We start from the raw sequence: 15,976 nt of genomic DNA on the forward strand, positions 1-15,976 counted from the left end.
TCCCGGACCGGGGCGGGGCCACGGTCCGGGACAGGGTGGGTCGGTGGGTCGGGAACCTCAGATGATCTCCGGCGTCCAGTCCGGGTGCTCCTTGTGGAAGGCGTCGATGACGGCCTGCATCTTGCCGCTGGCGTCCTTCCAGGCCTCCTCGGTGTTGCGGTCCTCCAGCAGGATCTCCTGGAACATGACCCCGTCAAAGGCAGGTGACGGCCACAGCTCGGCGGCGAACGGGCACAGGTTGGTGATCTTGCGCTCGTAGGTCTTGTCGACGACCGCCCCCATGGACACGGACGCGGTCATGGCGTCCGGGGCAGTGTCCATGAACGTCTTGAGCCAGTCGCCGTGCTTGGTGAAGAACTCCTCCTTGGGGTTCTCCACCTCCGCCTGGAACTTGTCACGCACGCTCTTCAGCGGCGGGAGCAGGTGACCGGGCACGGTCTTGGCGAAGGCGAGGGCGTCGTCACCGGTGGTAATGCGCTTGAGGAACTCCTTGGCCATCTCCATGTTGCCGGTCTTGGAGTAGAGGCCGTACTGCTGGCTGGACCCGAAGTGCAGCTGGCCGGTCTTGAAGTCACCCGCCGGGATGCGCATGACTCCCGTGCGCTCGGCCAGGTCCGGGTCACGCTCGGCCAGGACCGCGCCGAGGCGGCCGGGGAAGGTGGCGAAGGCCGCCTGACCCGCCGTGTAGGCCGAGACGATGTCACCGAACGCTGCGTTGTACATCGACTGCGGCGCGAACCGCATGACGGAGGTGAACTTCTCCACGGCACCGAGCACGTCCGGGTGGTTGAAGGTCAGGCGACCCTCACGGTCCATGTAGTCGTGACCCGACTGGTAGATGTAGGGCGCGAAGAACTGCAGCGGCAGCTGCGGGGTGGGCCCCACGGCCATCGCGATGCCCGCGATGTTGTTGCTGGCGCCCAGCGTCTCGATGGCGTGGAGGTACTCCTCGAACGTCTCCGGGACCGGCAGTCCCGCGGCCTCCAGCAGGTCCTTGCGGTAGTAGACCAGCGAGGCGTTGCTCTGCAGGGGCATCGCGACGTCGTGGCCGTCGACGATGATCCGGGTGCCCGGCAGGAAGTCGTCCTCGCCGATGTCCTGCACGACGTCGTCGAGCTCGGCCAGGTGGCCCGCCCGTGCGAAGTCGGCGAACGAGCTGACCGCCGGGGAGAAGATGCCCAGGTCGACGTTGTTCTGGAAGGCGGTCGTGAGGTACTGCAGCTGGTTGGCGTCGGCGTAGACGGTCACCTTGACGTCGAGGTCCGGGTGGTCCTTCTTGAAGTTCGCGATCGCCATGTTGTAGAACGCCAGCGTCGCCGGGTCGTTCTCCACGGTGTAGAACGGGATGACCTTGGAGGCCTCGCCGCTGGACTGCGGGGCAGTGGTGCCGCCGGCGCAGGCGCTGAGGAGGGTGGTGGTCGACAGGGCCATGGCGCCCATCAGGAAGCCCCGACGACCGAGGTCGCCGTTGACCAGACGAGTGGTGAGCGTGTCCAGTGTCTCGCGCTCGTGACGGATTCTGCTGCTCATGCGGGGACTCCTTGGTGGGATGCGAGGAACTGTGTGAAGAGGTGGGCCGCCTGCTCGTCGGCACCGAGGTCGAGCTCCGGGGCGATCGCGCGGAGCAGGGTCAGCAGCGAGCGCATGTGCGGGACGTCGACCCCCACCGAGTCCGCCAGCCGGGCCCACTGGGCCAGACCGAAGGGCACGTCGTCCACGAGGTAGCGGTAGTCGAGGCGGACCGGCGCGGGCACCAGCCCGAACGCGTCGTAGGACAACAGACACTCCCCGATGTCCTCGCCGCTCATCCCACCCGCGGCGTAGAAGTCCTGCATCCAGTCGCGGACACCCGCCGCACGACCACCCAACCGGTCGACCAGCTCCACCCGCTCCTGGTCCACCGCGGTGAGCAGCCTGCCCACGGCCGGCGAGACGCCGCTGCGGTACAGCGTGAACGCCTCGCCGTTGTCGACCCGGGACAGGTTCGCCAGGACCACCCCCGGATGGATCATGTGGTTGGTGTTCGACAGCGACGTGGTCGTCAGGTCCGAGGGGACGAGCTCGGGCAGCAGCGCGACGAAGTAGTCGTGCAGGGCGGCCGTGGCGGTCTCGTCGACCCCTGCCACCGGCAGCGTCCGCTTGATGCTGTGCACGGAGAGCCGCTCGCCGACCACGCGGCCGCTGACCGGGAAGCCGGTGGCCTCGGCGACCTGCGGCTCGGGCAGACCCCACTCCTGGAACCAGGCCCGGACCCGCAGCACACCGCCGAAGCCTCCGGGTGCCAGCAGGATCCTGGTCCCGGTCAGCCGGGGAGCCAACGGCTGCAGGAGGTCAGCCAGCACGCGTGACTCCGCCACGACCACCAGGGCCTCGATGGGGCCGGGCGGCACCTGCGCCGCACCGACCACCTCCACGGCATGCACCTCGGGCCCGACCTCGACCTCACGGAAAGGTGGGGCGTCCGGTCGGACCAGGTGCACCCTGCGGCCGGACATCCCTGCGACGTACCCGGCCACTGCCACGGCCTGGGTGTCTCCGAGTACGACGACACTCATGGGATCTGAACCCTCCTTGGTCCGGCGTCGCACCACGAGGAACGACAGGTGGGGTCGAGTCCAACGCAGAAACCCCAGTCGTGTCAAGACCTAACCACACTAAAGTTTTAGTCTGGCGCTAGTTTGACCGATGCTTTACGCTGACCGACATGAACGGAGTGCGCAGGGGCTCTCTCGTGGATCGGGCGTACAGCCTGGCCAAGAGCCGGGTCCTCCATGCCCAGCTGCTGCCGGACTCGTTCGTCGACGAGGCAGCCCTCGCCGACGAGCTGGGCACGAGCAAGACGCCGGTCAGGCAGGCCCTCAACCGGCTCGCTGCCGAGGGGTTCATCCGGATCCTGCCGCAGCGCGGGACCATCGTGAACCGGATCACCACCGCCGACATCGAGCACGTCTACTACCTCCGTGAGCTGCTCGAGCCCGCGGCGAGCGAGCTCGCCGCGACGCGCGCCACCCGGCAGCAGGTCGAGCACCTGCGGGAGCTGGACGAGCGCTTCCAGCAGAGCGACGAGCTCGCACCCGACCTGGACACCCACAACCAGATCCACGTCGGCGTGGCCCGGATCGCCGGGATGCCCATGCTGACCAAGATGGTCGCCGAGCTGCAGGACCAGATGCAGTGGTTCCTGGCTGTCCGCGCCGCCCAGGGAGGGCCCCTCCCACCGCGGCACCGGCACACCGACCTCATCGACGCGGTCGCCGCCGGAGATCCGGCAGCGGCGGCGAGGATCACGCGGGGCAGCATCGAGACCTCGCGCACCAACATCCTGCGCGGCGACCCCAGGACGTTCCTGGGCGCCCTGTCCCCCACCGGCACCGTCACGTGACGGGCCAGGACACCCGACCGGCGCCCGACCGGGGCGCCGACCACACGGCATACCCACAGTCCCCGGACCCTGCCCCGGTGGAGCCGCTGACCGACGTGTCACCCCCGAGGCCGACCGACCGCACCTGGACCGACGGGGCCGTGCGGCGGCTGACCGCCGACGCCAACCGGAGCGCGGACACGCACCTGGTCAAGCTCCCGATGCCGGCCGGCTGGGACGTCGAGCTCTATCTCAAGGACGAGTCGACGCACCCGACGGGCAGCCTGAAGCACCGGCTGGCCAGGTCGTTGTTCCTGCACGCGCTGTGCAACGGCTCGATCCACGAGGGCACGACCATCATCGAGGCCAGCTCGGGGTCGACCGCGGTCAGCGAGGCCTACTTCGCGCGGATGCTCGGCCTGCCGTTCGTCGCCGTGATGCACCGCAGCACGAGCCCCGGCAAGATCGCGCTCATCGAGCGCGAGGGCGGCACGTGCCACCTGGTCGACGACCCCGCCGCGGTCTACGACGTGAGTCGGGACCTGGCCCAGCGGCACAACGGCTACTTCATGGACCAGTTCACCTACGCGGAGCGGGCCACCGACTGGCGGGGCAACAACAACATCGCCGAGTCGATCTTTGAGCAGCTGGCCCTGGAGGACCACCCGGTGCCGTCGTGGATCGTGGTGGGCGCCGGGACCGGCGGGACGTCGGCGACCATCGGTCGCTACCTCCGGCTGAAGGGCCACGCCAGCCGGCTGTGCGTCGTCGACCCGCAGGGCTCCTCGTTCCTCCCGGCGTTCGCCGACGGCCAAAGCCCACCGACACGCGGCTCACGGATCGAGGGCATCGGTCGCCCCCGCGTCGAGCCCAGCTTCGTGGCGGGCGTCGTGGACCGGATGCTGGGCGTGCCGGACGCGGCGTCGATCGCCACGATGCGGTTCCTGGGGTCCGAGCTCGCGCTCGGCTGCGGTCCCTCCACCGGCACCTCGATGTATGGCGTGCTGCGGCTCGCGTGCGAGATGCGGGCCCGGCAGCAGCCCGGCTCGATCGTCACCCTCCTCTGCGACGACTCCAGCCGCTACGCCGACACCTACAACCGTGCGGAGTGGGTGGAGGCACAGGGCTGGGACGTCGAGCCCTACGCCCGGGTCGTGGAGCACGCGTGGCGCACCGGTGAGTGGACCGGGTAGGCCGTGACGGCAGGTCCCCCCTCGCCCGGGCCGGAGCCGGGTTCGATGCGCCGGGACGTGCTGCGCCTGGCCGTGCCCGCGTTCTTCGCCCTGGTGGCCGAGCCGCTCTTCCTCCTGACCGACTCGGCCATCGTCGGGCACCTCGGCACGTCGTCCCTGGCCGGCCTGGGTGTCGCCAGCGCGGTGCTGCTCACCGTCATCAACGTCTTCGTCTTCCTCGCCTACGGCACCACCGCCGTCGTCGCGCGCCGGCTGGGGGCCGGTGACTCGCGCGGCGCGCTGTCCGCGGGGATCGACGGCCTGTGGCTCTCGGTCATCCTCGGCGTGCTCGCGGCCGCGGCCGTGGTCGTGTGGGCCGAACCGCTCGTGGGGGTCTTCGGCGCCACGTCGGAGGCGACCTCCGAGGCTGTGACCTACCTGCGGGTCTCGGCCCTCGGCATACCGCCGATGTTGCTGGTGCTCGCCGCCACCGGTGTCCTGCGCGGCCTCCAGGACACCCGCACCCCCCTAGTCGTGTCGGTCGTCGGGTTCACCGCCAACGCCGGCCTGTCCCTGCTGCTCGTGCACGGTGTGGGGTGGGGCATCGCCGGCGCCGCCTGGGGCACCGTCATCGCCCAGAGCGCCATGGCACTCGCGCTGGGCTGGGTCGTGCTGGTCGCCGCCGGCCGGCTCGGGGCCCCGCTGCGGCTCACCGCCTCGGGGGTCCTGCGGTCCGCGGTCGGCGGGGTCCCCCTGGTCATCCGCACCCTCTCGCTGCGCGGCGTCTCGCTGGTCACGACCTGGGTGGCGGCCGGCCTCGGCGAGCCGCAGCTGGCTGCCCACCAGGTCGCCCTGACCTACTGGGGTGCCCTGGCCCTGGCTCTCGACGCGCTGGCCATCGCGGCCCAGGCCCTCACCGGCAAGTCCCTCGGCGCCGGTGACGTCGCCGCCACCCGGGCGCTCACCGTGCTGCTGCTCCGGTGGGGTGTCTGGTTCGGGGTGCTGCTGGGTGCGTTGACCGTCCTGCTGCACCGGGTCATCCCGCTCGGCTTCTCCAGCGACGAGGAGGTCCGCGCCGGGCTGGCCGCGGCCCTCATTGTCGTCGCGGTCGGTCAGCCGGTCGCCGCGGTGGCCTTCGTGCTGGACGGGGTCCTGATCGGCGCCGGAGACACCCGGTGGCTGGCCGCGGCGCAGGCGCTGTTCCTCGTCGCCTACCTGCCGATGGGACTGGCCGTGTGGTTCTCGGACGCCAGCGGCGTCACCGGCCTGGTGTGGCTCTGGATGGCGTTCAACGGGTTCCTGGTGGTGCGGGCCGGTGGGCTCTACCTGCGCGCACGTGGCGACACGTGGATGGTCACGGGGGCCTGAGCACCCCACGGCCCGGGTGGCTGGCTACTCGCCCTCCGGCACGTCCACGACCTCGACCTGGACACCGGCCTCGGCCAGGCTCTGGGCCAGTGGCCCGTCGGGTGAGCGTGTCGTGACCAGCGTGTCGATGAGGGACAGCCGCCCGAGCGAGAAGCTGGACTCCCGCCCGAGCTTGGTGTGGTCGGCGACGAGGACGACCTCAGAGGCCCGGTCGATGAGCGCCCGGCGGAAGAAGGTCTCCTTGACCTCGTGGTAGGTGACACCGCGCGAGACGCTGATGCCGCCGCAGCCGAGGATGAGCTTGTCCAGGGCGTAGGGCTCGACGGCGGCCACGACATCGTGCGGGATGATCGAGCCCTCGGCGTTGATCTGGCCCGCGACGCACAGCCGCTCGACAGCGTCGCTGCGCAGCACGTGCAGCGCCTCCAGCGAGTTCGACAACACGGTCATTCTGCCCCTGGCGTTCAGCTCCCGCGCGATCGCCGTGCAGGTGCTGCCGACGTCGAGTCCCAGGAACTGCTCGTCGACCACCGTGCTGGCCACCCACCGGGCCATCGCCTGCTTCTCGGCGCGCATGACCTCGGCCCGGACCGCCGGGTCCTGGCGGCTGGTGGCGCCACCGTGGACGCGGTTGATCAGACCGCGGTTGCTCAGGTCGGCCATGTCGCGGCGGACCGTCATCGCCGACACGCCCAGATCCACGGCCAGGGCTCCGACATCGACGCGGCCCTCCCGGCTGATCGCCTGGAAGATGGCCTCCTGCCGCCTGCGCTTACCGGTCGCCATCGCTCGTGACCCCCTCGCCTCGGGCGGCCCGGACAAAGAAGTCCACGCCGCCGATCTGACCGCCCTTGAGGACGACCTCCAGAGTCTCCTCACCGATCCCGTTGACCACGCAGAGGCACGTGTCACGGTCCAGCACGGCCACAGTGGTGAGGTGTGTCGCGCCTAGGAGTGTAAGGACATCACCGGAGGTGTCGCCACCAGCCACGACGAGCCTGGAGAAGCTCCCCAGAGTGGTGCGGACGACGTGCGCCAGCCCCTCGGGCACGCGCGCTCCCAGCTCGGGGTCGGTCGCCGCACCGGTCGCTCCGCCGCTGTGCACGAGGACGTGCTGGCCGGCAGCCAGGCTCACCCCGGCCTGCTCGGCCACCGCCGCCGCGCTCCCGCTGGCCGGTTCCCAGGGCAGCAGGGTCCACTCCGGCCGGTTCGCGACGTGGGCGATCTGTGCCGCCGTCAGCTTCGAGCAGGACCCGGCCACGACCAGGACGGGGCCGGACGCCGCCTCGGTGGGGACCTGGTGCGCCGGGTCCTCCCGCCACCCCATCCCGGCACCCAGACCCAGCGTGGCACCGCCCGACCCGATGACGTATGCGGGTGCCTCCCCCGCCAGGAAGGTCCCGTGAGTGGTGGCGTCGTCCTCGCGCACGACGTCGAGCGCGACGAGCCGTCGCCCGGCAGCGGCCTCGCGTGCCCACGCTGCCCCCAGGGACTCCTGGTCGCGGAGGTCCTCGATGGTGACACTGCCGACGTCCTCACCGATCTGCTCGGCAAAGTGGAGCCGCAGGTCCGACTCGTGCATCGGGGTGCTCGGGTGGTTGGCCATCGTGGGCTGCCGGTCCAGCCGGTAGACCGTGCCGCGGTCGTTGGCGAAGTGGTGGCCGAACGTCGTGTAGCGACGCAGTCCCGGTTGCGCCGCCCACAGTGCGACCCGCTGGGCCCCACGCTCCAGGAACTGCTCGAAGGCCGGCCGGACCGACCCGCGGACCGGTGAGGAGTCGGCGGTGCTGCAGATCTTGTACTGCAGCACCCGCGGTTGCGCGGTGACGGCGTGGTCCAGGATCCTGCGCAGACTGTCATGGACCGCCTCGGGGGTGCGGCGCCGGAAGGTCGTGGCGACCCCCGTGCAGTTGCGCAGGTCGCCCGGTCCGGCCGCCAGGAACGCCTCCTCGGAGAGGAACATCGTGGCGGACTCCCCGCACCTGGCCGCCTGCAGCAGCACGTCGACGCCTCCGGTGAAGTCGTCGGCGACGAAGAAGACGTCCATCAGCCCCGCTCCGCGAAGTGCTCGACGGCAGCTGCCAGCTCCGGGTGGTCCTTGGCGACCTCAGCCAGGGACGTCCCGGACACCGCGGCGTCCCAGGCCAGACGCAGGCTGCGCACCCCGGCCTCGGGGCCGCCCGGATGGCCGTGGATGCCCCCGCCCGCGAGGACCAGGAGGTCCTGCGTCCTGAGCGTCTCGTAGGACTCCGCGGCGGTCAGCACCGTCTGCGCGGAGGAGAGCACGGGGAGCGCCGCCGCCACCACCGAGTCCTCGCGGGACAGAGCCTCCACCGAGGCACAGATGCTCTGCGTGTGCTCCCAGAACTTGCTCCGCAACCCTCCGACGTGGACCTGGTCCGCACCGAGCAGGCGCAGCACCGTGGCATACACCCGGAAGGAGATGCCGACGTCGGCCGATCTGTCCAGGGCTCCCCAGCCGGCACGGTGGGCCTGCAGGACCAGCGAGGTGTGGCGCCGCAGCTCGGCGAACGCCTCCAGCCCGACCCACGGCACGACCACCATCGCCGTGGTTCCGCCCCGGGCCTCGATGTGCTCAGCAGCACGCTTCATCTGGTCCAGGGTGCCCGTGATGTTGTAGGCGTACTGCGTCCCCGGGTGCCCGAGCCGCTCCAGGACCTGCTGCACCCGGTCCACGCGGTCGAGCAGCGGAGCGTGCGGGAGATCGGCGTTGAGCTCGTCGTCCTTGACCAGGTCCAGGCCCGCGCCGGCCAGGACACCGGTGAGGTCGGCGACCTGCTCGTTGTCCAGTCCGATCGAGGGTTTGACGATCGTGCCCAGCAGGGGCCCCTCGGAGCGACCCATGGCCTCCCTGCTGCCGCGGACACCGTGCGGCATCGGCTGCTGGATCGCGCGGGCGGTGACCTCCGGCAGGTCAACGTCCTCGAGGCGGACACCGGCCAGCGTCCGCAGCTCGAACAGGTTCCCGGCGACCACCGTCATCAGATGACTGGCCGAGCCACTCACGTTGCCTGCCGGGTAGGCGATGCGCACGTCGTACTCCGGCACGAGCTCCGGTGCCTCCGCCCGGTCATAGGCACGGGCAGCGACCCGGGTCCGGCCCGTCGGGCGAACACTCTCGACCCTCGCACCGAAGGTCCGTTGGAGTTCAGGGGTGTCCCCGGCCACCTGGGTGAAGGTCCCCGCGGACTGCTCGCCAGCGAGGACCGCTGCCGCCTCCTCGGGGTCCCCGGCGACCGCCACGCTGTAGGTGGCGACGACATACGCCTGTTGACTCACTGGCTCACTTCCTTGTGTGCGTTCGAACATCACTAGAACCGACTTGTGACCATACTACCGCTTGACTCACGGGAGTCGCGCTTGCTACGGTCCCCAGAACTGTTCGTTCGCACACTCGAACAGCTACCCATACACCGTTGTATCCGGAGTAGATTGCGAGGAGCCCGTTGCAGGCCATCGAGTTCGCCCAGGACGGCACTGCCAGCGCGCGTGAGGTCCCCAGGCCCACCGCCGGCCCCGGCGAGGCAGTTGTCCGTGTCACCTCAGCCGGCGTCTGCGGCTCGGACATCTCTGCCCTGCACGGCACCCACCCGTTCCGCAAGCCACCGCTGATCAGCGGCCACGAGGTCGGCGGGATCGTCGACGACATCGACCCGGAGTCCGCAGACCAGCTGCCGGTGGGCACACGGGTGGTCATCGACCCGCAGTGGCCGTGCCAGACCTGTGGTCTGTGCACCCGTGGGGACTACCACCTCTGCACCCGCAAGGCGATGCTGGGGGTGCCGACCTGGGACGGCGGTCTGGCCGACTTCGTCAAGGTGCCCGTCTTCACCCTGGTTCCGGCCCCCGCGGAGCTCGACACGAGCCTGCTGTCGTTCGCCGAGCCGGTGGCGGTCGCCGTCCACGCCGTCCGGCGAGCCGGCCAGCTGACGGGCGCGCGCACGGCTCTCGTCCTGGGCGGCGGGACCATCGGCACGCTGATCACGGCCGTGCTGTCCACCCAGGCTCCGCAGCTCGAGATCACGGTGGCTGAGCCCCGCGACCACCTGCACGGGCTGCTGGACCTGGCCGGCGCCCACTCGACCGTTGCGAGCTCCGAGGACCTACCGGGCAACGCGTTCGACCTCGTCTTCCTCGCAGCCGGTGTCCCGAGCCTGCTGGAGACCGCCGCGACCAGTGCCGCCACGGGCGGCACCGTGGTGCAGGTCGCGGTCTTCAGCGGGTCGCACCCCGTGCCGGTGGGGGATCTGCAGATCCGGGAGATCACCATGGTCGGCACCGCCACCTACACCAAGGACGACATCGCCAGCGCCCTGGACGTGATCCTGGCCAAGCCCGAGCTGGTGGAGCGCATGGTCACCTTCACCGAGGACTGGACCGACGCGGCCGCCCGGATCACGGCGATCGCAGCCGACGGGCCGGGCGAGGTCATGAAGCTGATGGTTCGCCGGGGTGCCGAGTGATGAAGCGCGTCACCGACCTCCTCGCCAATGCCCTGCTCTTCATCGCTGGAGTGCTGATCACGGTCTCGACCGTGTCGCTGCTGATCCAGGTGGTCAGCCGCTACTTCTTCAACGCACCCACGGTCTGGTCCGAGGAACTGGCCATCTTCTGCTTCGTCTGGTCCACGATGCTGGCTGTCCCGGTCGCCTTCCTGCGACGTGAGCACATCGTCATCGACTTCGCGGTCAACGCCCTCCCCCGCTCTGTGCGGCGTCTGGTCAACCCACTCACCGACCTCATCTGCGCGGTGACCCTGGGAGTGATCGGCTACTTTGCCGTGCAGCTGCTCCACGCCGCCGGCCGTCAGTCCCTGTCGGGTCTGACCATGCTCTTCCAGGCGACGATCCCACTCAGTGCGCTGTACCTCGCCATCCCGGTCGGTTGCGCCCTCAGCGTCCTGCTGATCCTGTATCGCATCGTGGCGCCGATCCCGACCCCCGATCCGGTGGCCGAGGCCATCGCCAGCGCAGAGACGGAGGTCTGACCCGTGCCCGCAATCCTCGGTCTCGGCTTTGCAGCCCTGCTCCTCATCGGCACACCCGTCGCCATCGCGATCGGTGGGGCCAGCCTCCTGTCGATGTTCCTCTCCGAGGGGATCCCCCTGGAGGTCGGCGCCCAGCGCCTCGTGGCCGGTCTTCGCAGCTTCCCGCTGATGGCCATCCCGCTGTTCATCCTCGCCGGCGCCCTGATGAACGACGGGGGCATCACGCGGCGGCTCATCGACTTCGCCTATGCCGCCGTCGGCAGCATCCGTGGCGGGCTCGCCGCGGTGAACATTCTGACCAACATGATCTTTGGTGGCATCTCGGGCTCCTCCGTGGCGGACGCCTCCGCGACCGGCAAGATCCTGATCCCCCAGATGGTCAAGCGTGGCTATACGGCGGGCTTCGCCGCCGCCCTCACCGCTCTGGCCTCAACGATCGCGGTCGTGATCCCCCCGAGCATCAACCTGATCATCTACGGCGTCACCGCCGAGGTCTCCATCGGGTCGCTCTTCTTCTGGGGTCTCTACATCGGGGTGGCCTTCGGGTTCGTCTACATCCTGACCGCCTACGTGCTGGCGCGCATCAAGGGCTACCCGGCAGAGGAGCGCGTCAGCCGACGCGAGCTCCTCCGGACCTCCAAGGACGCCGTGCTGGCCCTGATGATCCCCATCGTGGTCCTGGGCGGCATCCGCTTCGGTGTCTTCACCGCGACCGAGGGTGGTGCCGTGGCCGTGCTCACCGCAGTGATCCTCGGTGGTCTCGTCTACCGCGAGCTCACGTGGGCAAAGATCAAGAAGTCGATGGTCGAGGCCCTCATGCTCATCGCCGCCATCATGCTGATCATCGCGATGGCTCAGCTGTATGCCTGGGCACTGGTCACCGGCGGCATCCCCGGCCTGGTCGCCGACTTCGTGCTCGGGATCAGCGACAACCCGGTCGTGATCCTCCTTGTCATCAACGTCCTGTTCCTGCTGATCGGCATGGTGCTGGAGGGCAACGCGGCGATCATCATCTTCACGCCCATCCTCCTCCCGGTCGCCCTGGCTGTCGGCATCGACCCGATCCACCTCGGTCTGATCATCGTGATCAACCTGGCGATCGGTCTGCTGACCCCGCCGGTCGGCATCTCGCTGCTGATCACCACACGCATCGCCGGGATCCCACTTCAGGAATCCGTCCGTGAGGCCATCCCCTGGCTGGGGGTCGCCATCGCCCTGCTGTTCGCCGTCACCTACATCCCGCTCCTGCTCTAGAGCACCACCCGAAAGGACCCACCATGAGGAACAAGATCGCCCTGGTCAGCGCACTGGCCGCTGGCACCCTGGTCATGACCGCCTGCTCCGGAGGCGCTGAGGGCGGCGAGGAGGGACCGACCACCTGGCGTCTCGGTCACTCCTACGGCCCCGAGAGCCTGGAGAACCGCGCCGCCGAGCGCCTCGCTGACAATATCGAGGAGGCCTCCGGTGGCGATATCACCATCGAGATCTTCCCGTCCTCGCAGCTGGGCAGCTGGGAGGAGATGCAGGAGCAGCTCGAGGTCGGCTCCGTTGACATCGTCATCGAGTCGATCGGCTCGCTGGAGCGCTACTCGGACCTGGCCGGCATCGAGGGCGTGCCGTTCCTCTACGAGGACGCTGACCACTACTTCAGCACCTGGGACAGTGAGCTGGGCACCGAGATGATGCAGGCCATCAAGGAGGACTCGGGCTTCTTCCTCACCGGAGCCATCTATCGCGGTCCGCGGGTCCTCAACTCCACCTCCCCTATCACCAACCTGGCCGAGGCTGAGGGCCTGAAGATCCGGGTGCCCAACCAGGAGACCTACATCCGCACCTGGCAGGCCCTGGGCACGGCACCCACGCCGCTCTCCTTCAACGAGGTGTTCTCGGGCCTCGAGCAGGGGGCCATCGAGGCACAGGAGAACCCGGTCAATGTGGCGCGGTTCAACTCCTTCTACGAGGTGGCGCCCTACATCGCCCACACCAACCACCTCTACGGCAGCAACCACTTCCAGCTGTGGGGCGAGACCTACGACGGCTGGGACGAGGAGACCAGGAAGATGTACGACGAGGCCGTCGCCGAGGTCTCGACCTGGTCCCGTGAGGTCGCGCTCGAGGAGATGGATGACAACATCGCCTTCCTCGAGGAGAACGGCGTGACCTTTGCAGAGGTGGATCGCGCCGAGTGGGTCGAGGCCACCCTTGACATCGCCGACTCCGCCGACCCGCAGGTCCAGGAGTGGGTCGAGCAGATCCGCGAGGGCTGATGTCGGCACACGTGAGGCGAGGAGCCGTCGCCGACGACTTCACCGGTGCCACGGACCTCGCCGGCAACTGGACTGCCCGTGGGCTCCGGACCTCCGTCCTGCTCGGTCTGCCGCACGAGCAGGACGCGGCGGAGCTCGCGGAGGACGACGCGGTCGTGGTCGCCCTGAAGACCCGTTCGGCGCAGACCGACCTCGCCCGTGACCAGTCGGTCCGGGCGGGGCGGTTCCTCCTCGAGCTGGGGGCGGAGCAGATCTACGACAAGTACTGCTCGACCTTCGACTCCACCCCGGAGGGCAACATCGGGCCCGTCGCCGATGCCCTCCTGGAGCTGACCGGCGCGAGGCGTGCCGTGGTCGTTCCGTCCTTCCCGGACAACGGGCGCACGGTCTACCAGGGCCACCTGTTCGTCGGCTCTCAGCTGCTGCACGAGAGCCCGATGAAGGACCACCCGCTGAACCCCATGTGGGACTCGGACGTGACCCGGCTGCTCACCCCGCAGACGCGACACCAGGTCGGTCTGCTTCCGCTGCAGGTCGTGCACTCCGGACCCGACGCCGTCCGTCGGGCGCTCGACCGGCTGGAGGCGGACGGGCACCGGTTGATCGTGGTGGACGCCGTGTCCAACGATGACCTCACGATCATCGCGACCGCGACACAGGACGAGCCGGTCGTCACCGGTGGCTCTGGCCTGGCGCTCGGTCTGCCGGCACGTCCGAGCGAGCCGCGCACCCTCGCCACGGTCCCGGGCCACCGGGTCATCCTGTCCGGGAGTGCCTCTGCGGCGACCCAGCGCCAGGTGGCCCGTGCGCGCGAGGTGCTGCCGCACGCCCAGCTGGACGTCGCGGCATACTCCGCAGATCCGCAGACCGAGGTGGACCGCCTGCTCGGCCTGGCACAGGCTGCGTGGCGCGAGCGGCCGGGCCGGCCGGTCCTCATCTACTCCGTCGGTTCACCGGCGGACGTGGCAGCGGCCCGCCATCTGGGTGAGGACGTGCCGCAACGGATCGAGACCGCGTTCGCCACACTCGCCACCGCCCTGTCCGACGCGGGCGCCACGGAACTCATCGTGGCTGGCGGGGAGACCTCCGGTGCCGTGCTGGAGTCGCTCGGCGTGCGGCGCCTGGAGGTGGGGCAGCAGCTGAGCCCCGGTGTGTCGTGGTTGGCCGGCACGACAGCCAGCGGCCGACGGCACAACTTTGTCCTGAAATCTGGCAACTTCGGCAGCGAGGACCTCTTCGTTGCCGGGTGGGAGGGATTGGCGTGAGCGATCTGCTGGCGGAGGCGTGCCGGGGCGGCCGCCACCTGGAGTCCCTGGGCCTGTCCCCCGGTTCCTCCGGCAACATCTCGGTGCGGGTCGGCGACCGGGTGCACATCAGCCCGACCGGCGCGGCTCTCGGTGGACTCACCGAGGACCACCTGTCCGTGATGGCCCTGGGGGCTGACGGCCTCGAGCACGTCTCAGGGCCCCGGCCCTCGAAGGAGCACGGCCTGCACAGCGCGCTGTATCTGCGCGACCCGGACGCCGTGTGCGTCGTCCACCTGCACTCCACCCACGCGGTCGCCGCCTCGTGCCTCCCGCCGTGGAACGACCACAGCGCTCTCCCACCGCTGACGCCGTACCTGCTCATGCGGGTCGGCAACCTCCCGCTCATTCCGTACCACCCACCGGGCGACGCCGCCCAGGCCCGGCTGCTGCGTGACCTGGACATCGAGTGCCACGGTGCCCTGCTGCAGAACCACGGTCCGGTCGTCGCTGGTCGCACTGTCTCGGAGGCGGTCGACCGGGCCATCGAGATCGAGCTGGCCGCCCAGACGATGATGCTGGTGGGTCGCACGCCCGGTGTCCGGGTGCTCACCGACAACGAGACCGAGCACCTCACCTCCACCTACCGTCAGCCGTGGCGGGCGGCGCTGTGAACGGGCAGGCTACGGCGATGGACACGATCCGGTGGGTGGCCAACCTGCACACGCTGTTCCCCGAGCTGCCCCTGCTGGAGCGGCCCGCGGCAGCACGGAGAGCGGGGTTCACCGAGGTGGAGTACTGGTGGCCCTTCGATGGTCAGCCGCGACCGTCCGGTGACCAGGTCGACGCTCTGGTGCAGGCCGTCACGTCCGCAGGGGTGCAGCTGACGGCGATGAACCTGTATGCGGGGGCGATGGCCAGCGGGGACCGCGGAGTCATCTCCCACCCGGACCAGGCAGAGGACTTCCGCGCGAGCGTCGATGTCGCCATGGACATCGGGTCCCGGCTCGGGACCCGCCTGTTCAACGTGCCCTATGGCCGACGGCTGCCCGACGTCCCGGAAGAGGTGCAGGACGCTGCGGCAACGCAGGCTCTCTCGTATGCCGCTGAGGCGGCTGCCGCGATCGGTGCGGCTGTGCTCGTCGAGCCCCTCAGCGGCTTCCCGGACTACCCCGTCCGGACGAGCCGGGCCGCCCTCGACGTGATCGAGCGGGTGCGCGAGCACAGCGGGGTGACGGCCATCGGCTTGCTGATGGATCAGTACCACCTGGCCACCAATGGCGAGGACGTCCTCGCGGACCTGGAGTTCGTGGTCCCTGCGCTCTGCCACGTCCAGATCGCTGACGTGCCGACCCGGGGTGCACCAGGCAGTGCGGACGGGGACGTCCGCGGGTTCGTCGAGGCACTCCTGGCGAAGGGCTACGACGGCGCGGTCGCCCTGGAGTACGTGCCGGGCGGGAGCACCGAGGAGTCCCTGGTCACGTGGCGCAAGGCGTTCGACCTGGACTAGCAGGGCCGCCTGGGTGAGTGAGGAGCGGCCGAGCCCCCGCGTGGAC

15 protein-coding genes are annotated in these 15,976 nt (G+C 69.8%); 10 read left to right on the plus strand and 5 right to left on the minus strand.

Features of this window, described 5'->3' with window-relative positions; genetic code table 11:
- Positions 1–57 precede the first annotated feature (57 nt).
- Entirely contained in the window at positions 58–1,530 is a 1,473-nt protein-coding gene (locus DA085_RS05855) for an ABC transporter substrate-binding protein (RefSeq protein WP_109472015.1), read from the minus strand.
- Positions 1,527–2,555 (minus strand): NAD/NADP octopine/nopaline dehydrogenase family protein, encoded by a 1,029-nt coding sequence (locus DA085_RS05860; protein ID WP_109472016.1) that lies wholly within the window; start codon positions 2,553–2,555, stop codon positions 1,527–1,529. Before DA085_RS05860 ends, DA085_RS05855 begins: the two co-directional genes overlap by 4 nt.
- A 149-nt stretch (positions 2,556–2,704) precedes the next feature.
- Between DA085_RS05860 and DA085_RS05865 the strand changes: the two genes are divergently transcribed.
- From DA085_RS05865 to DA085_RS05875, 3 genes are all read left to right on the plus strand, one after another.
- Positions 2,705–3,382, plus strand: a complete 678-nt coding sequence (locus tag DA085_RS05865) for a GntR family transcriptional regulator (RefSeq protein ID WP_109472017.1) — start codon at positions 2,705–2,707, stop codon at positions 3,380–3,382.
- A 77-nt stretch (positions 3,383–3,459) separates the two neighbouring features.
- A complete protein-coding gene (locus tag DA085_RS05870; RefSeq protein WP_202619124.1) occupies positions 3,460–4,554 on the plus strand; it encodes a PLP-dependent cysteine synthase family protein in 1,095 nt (364 codons plus the stop codon).
- 45 nt (positions 4,555–4,599) lie between these two features.
- Positions 4,600–5,901, plus strand: a complete 1,302-nt coding sequence (locus DA085_RS05875) for an MATE family efflux transporter (protein ID WP_109472018.1) — start codon at positions 4,600–4,602, stop codon at positions 5,899–5,901.
- Positions 5,902–5,925: 24 nt separating this feature from the next.
- Here the strand turns inward: DA085_RS05875 and DA085_RS05880 are convergent, their stop codons facing one another.
- Genes DA085_RS05880 through DA085_RS05890 form a run of 3 tightly spaced genes read right to left on the minus strand, consistent with a single transcriptional unit; the run spans position 5,926 to position 9,201 of the window.
- Complete coding sequence (locus tag DA085_RS05880) at positions 5,926–6,687, minus strand: DeoR/GlpR family DNA-binding transcription regulator (RefSeq protein ID WP_109472019.1); 762 nt, start codon at positions 6,685–6,687, stop codon at positions 5,926–5,928.
- A complete protein-coding gene (locus tag DA085_RS05885; protein WP_109472020.1) occupies positions 6,674–7,948 on the minus strand; it encodes a four-carbon acid sugar kinase family protein in 1,275 nt (424 codons plus the stop codon). Before DA085_RS05885 ends, DA085_RS05880 begins: the two co-directional genes overlap by 14 nt.
- Positions 7,948–9,201, minus strand: a complete 1,254-nt coding sequence (locus tag DA085_RS05890; RefSeq protein ID WP_161958430.1) for a RuBisCO large subunit C-terminal-like domain-containing protein — start codon at positions 9,199–9,201, stop codon at positions 7,948–7,950. The genes DA085_RS05885 and DA085_RS05890 overlap by 1 nt, the downstream gene beginning before the upstream one ends.
- A 167-nt stretch (positions 9,202–9,368) precedes the next feature.
- On the opposite strand from DA085_RS05890, the gene DA085_RS05895 reads away from it, so the two are divergent.
- From DA085_RS05895 to DA085_RS05925, 7 genes are read left to right on the plus strand one after another with little or no spacing between them, the layout of a single operon-like run.
- Positions 9,369–10,385: a zinc-dependent alcohol dehydrogenase gene (locus DA085_RS05895; RefSeq protein ID WP_109472022.1), complete on the plus strand. Its 1,017-nt coding sequence runs from the start codon at positions 9,369–9,371 to the stop codon at positions 10,383–10,385.
- Positions 10,385–10,909 (plus strand): TRAP transporter small permease, encoded by a 525-nt coding sequence (locus tag DA085_RS05900; protein WP_109472023.1) that lies wholly within the window; start codon positions 10,385–10,387, stop codon positions 10,907–10,909. The genes DA085_RS05895 and DA085_RS05900 overlap by 1 nt, the downstream gene beginning before the upstream one ends.
- A gap of 3 nt (positions 10,910–10,912) precedes the next feature.
- Positions 10,913–12,163: a TRAP transporter large permease gene (locus DA085_RS05905; protein WP_109472024.1), complete on the plus strand. Its 1,251-nt coding sequence runs from the start codon at positions 10,913–10,915 to the stop codon at positions 12,161–12,163.
- A 23-nt stretch (positions 12,164–12,186) separates the two neighbouring features.
- The gene (locus DA085_RS05910) at positions 12,187–13,176 is read left to right on the plus strand and encodes a TRAP transporter substrate-binding protein (protein WP_109472025.1); all 990 of its coding nucleotides are present in this window, start codon (positions 12,187–12,189) and stop codon (positions 13,174–13,176) included.
- Positions 13,176–14,441, plus strand: a complete 1,266-nt coding sequence (gene otnK / locus DA085_RS05915; protein WP_109472026.1) for a 3-oxo-tetronate kinase — start codon at positions 13,176–13,178, stop codon at positions 14,439–14,441. Before DA085_RS05910 ends, otnK begins: the two co-directional genes overlap by 1 nt.
- Positions 14,438–15,094, plus strand: coding sequence for a class II aldolase/adducin family protein (locus DA085_RS05920; protein WP_109472027.1), 657 nt, complete (start codon positions 14,438–14,440; stop codon positions 15,092–15,094). The genes otnK and DA085_RS05920 overlap by 4 nt, the downstream gene beginning before the upstream one ends.
- Before the next feature lie 17 nt (positions 15,095–15,111).
- Positions 15,112–15,930 carry a TIM barrel protein gene (locus DA085_RS05925; RefSeq protein ID WP_109472102.1) on the plus strand — a complete coding sequence of 273 codons (819 nt, stop codon included), beginning with the start codon at positions 15,112–15,114 and terminating at the stop codon, positions 15,928–15,930.
- The last annotated feature ends 46 nt before the right edge of the window (positions 15,931–15,976 follow it).

Source organism: Ornithinimicrobium cavernae (assembly GCF_003121625.1).
Classification (GTDB): domain Bacteria; phylum Actinomycetota; class Actinomycetes; order Actinomycetales; family Dermatophilaceae; genus Ornithinicoccus; species Ornithinicoccus cavernae.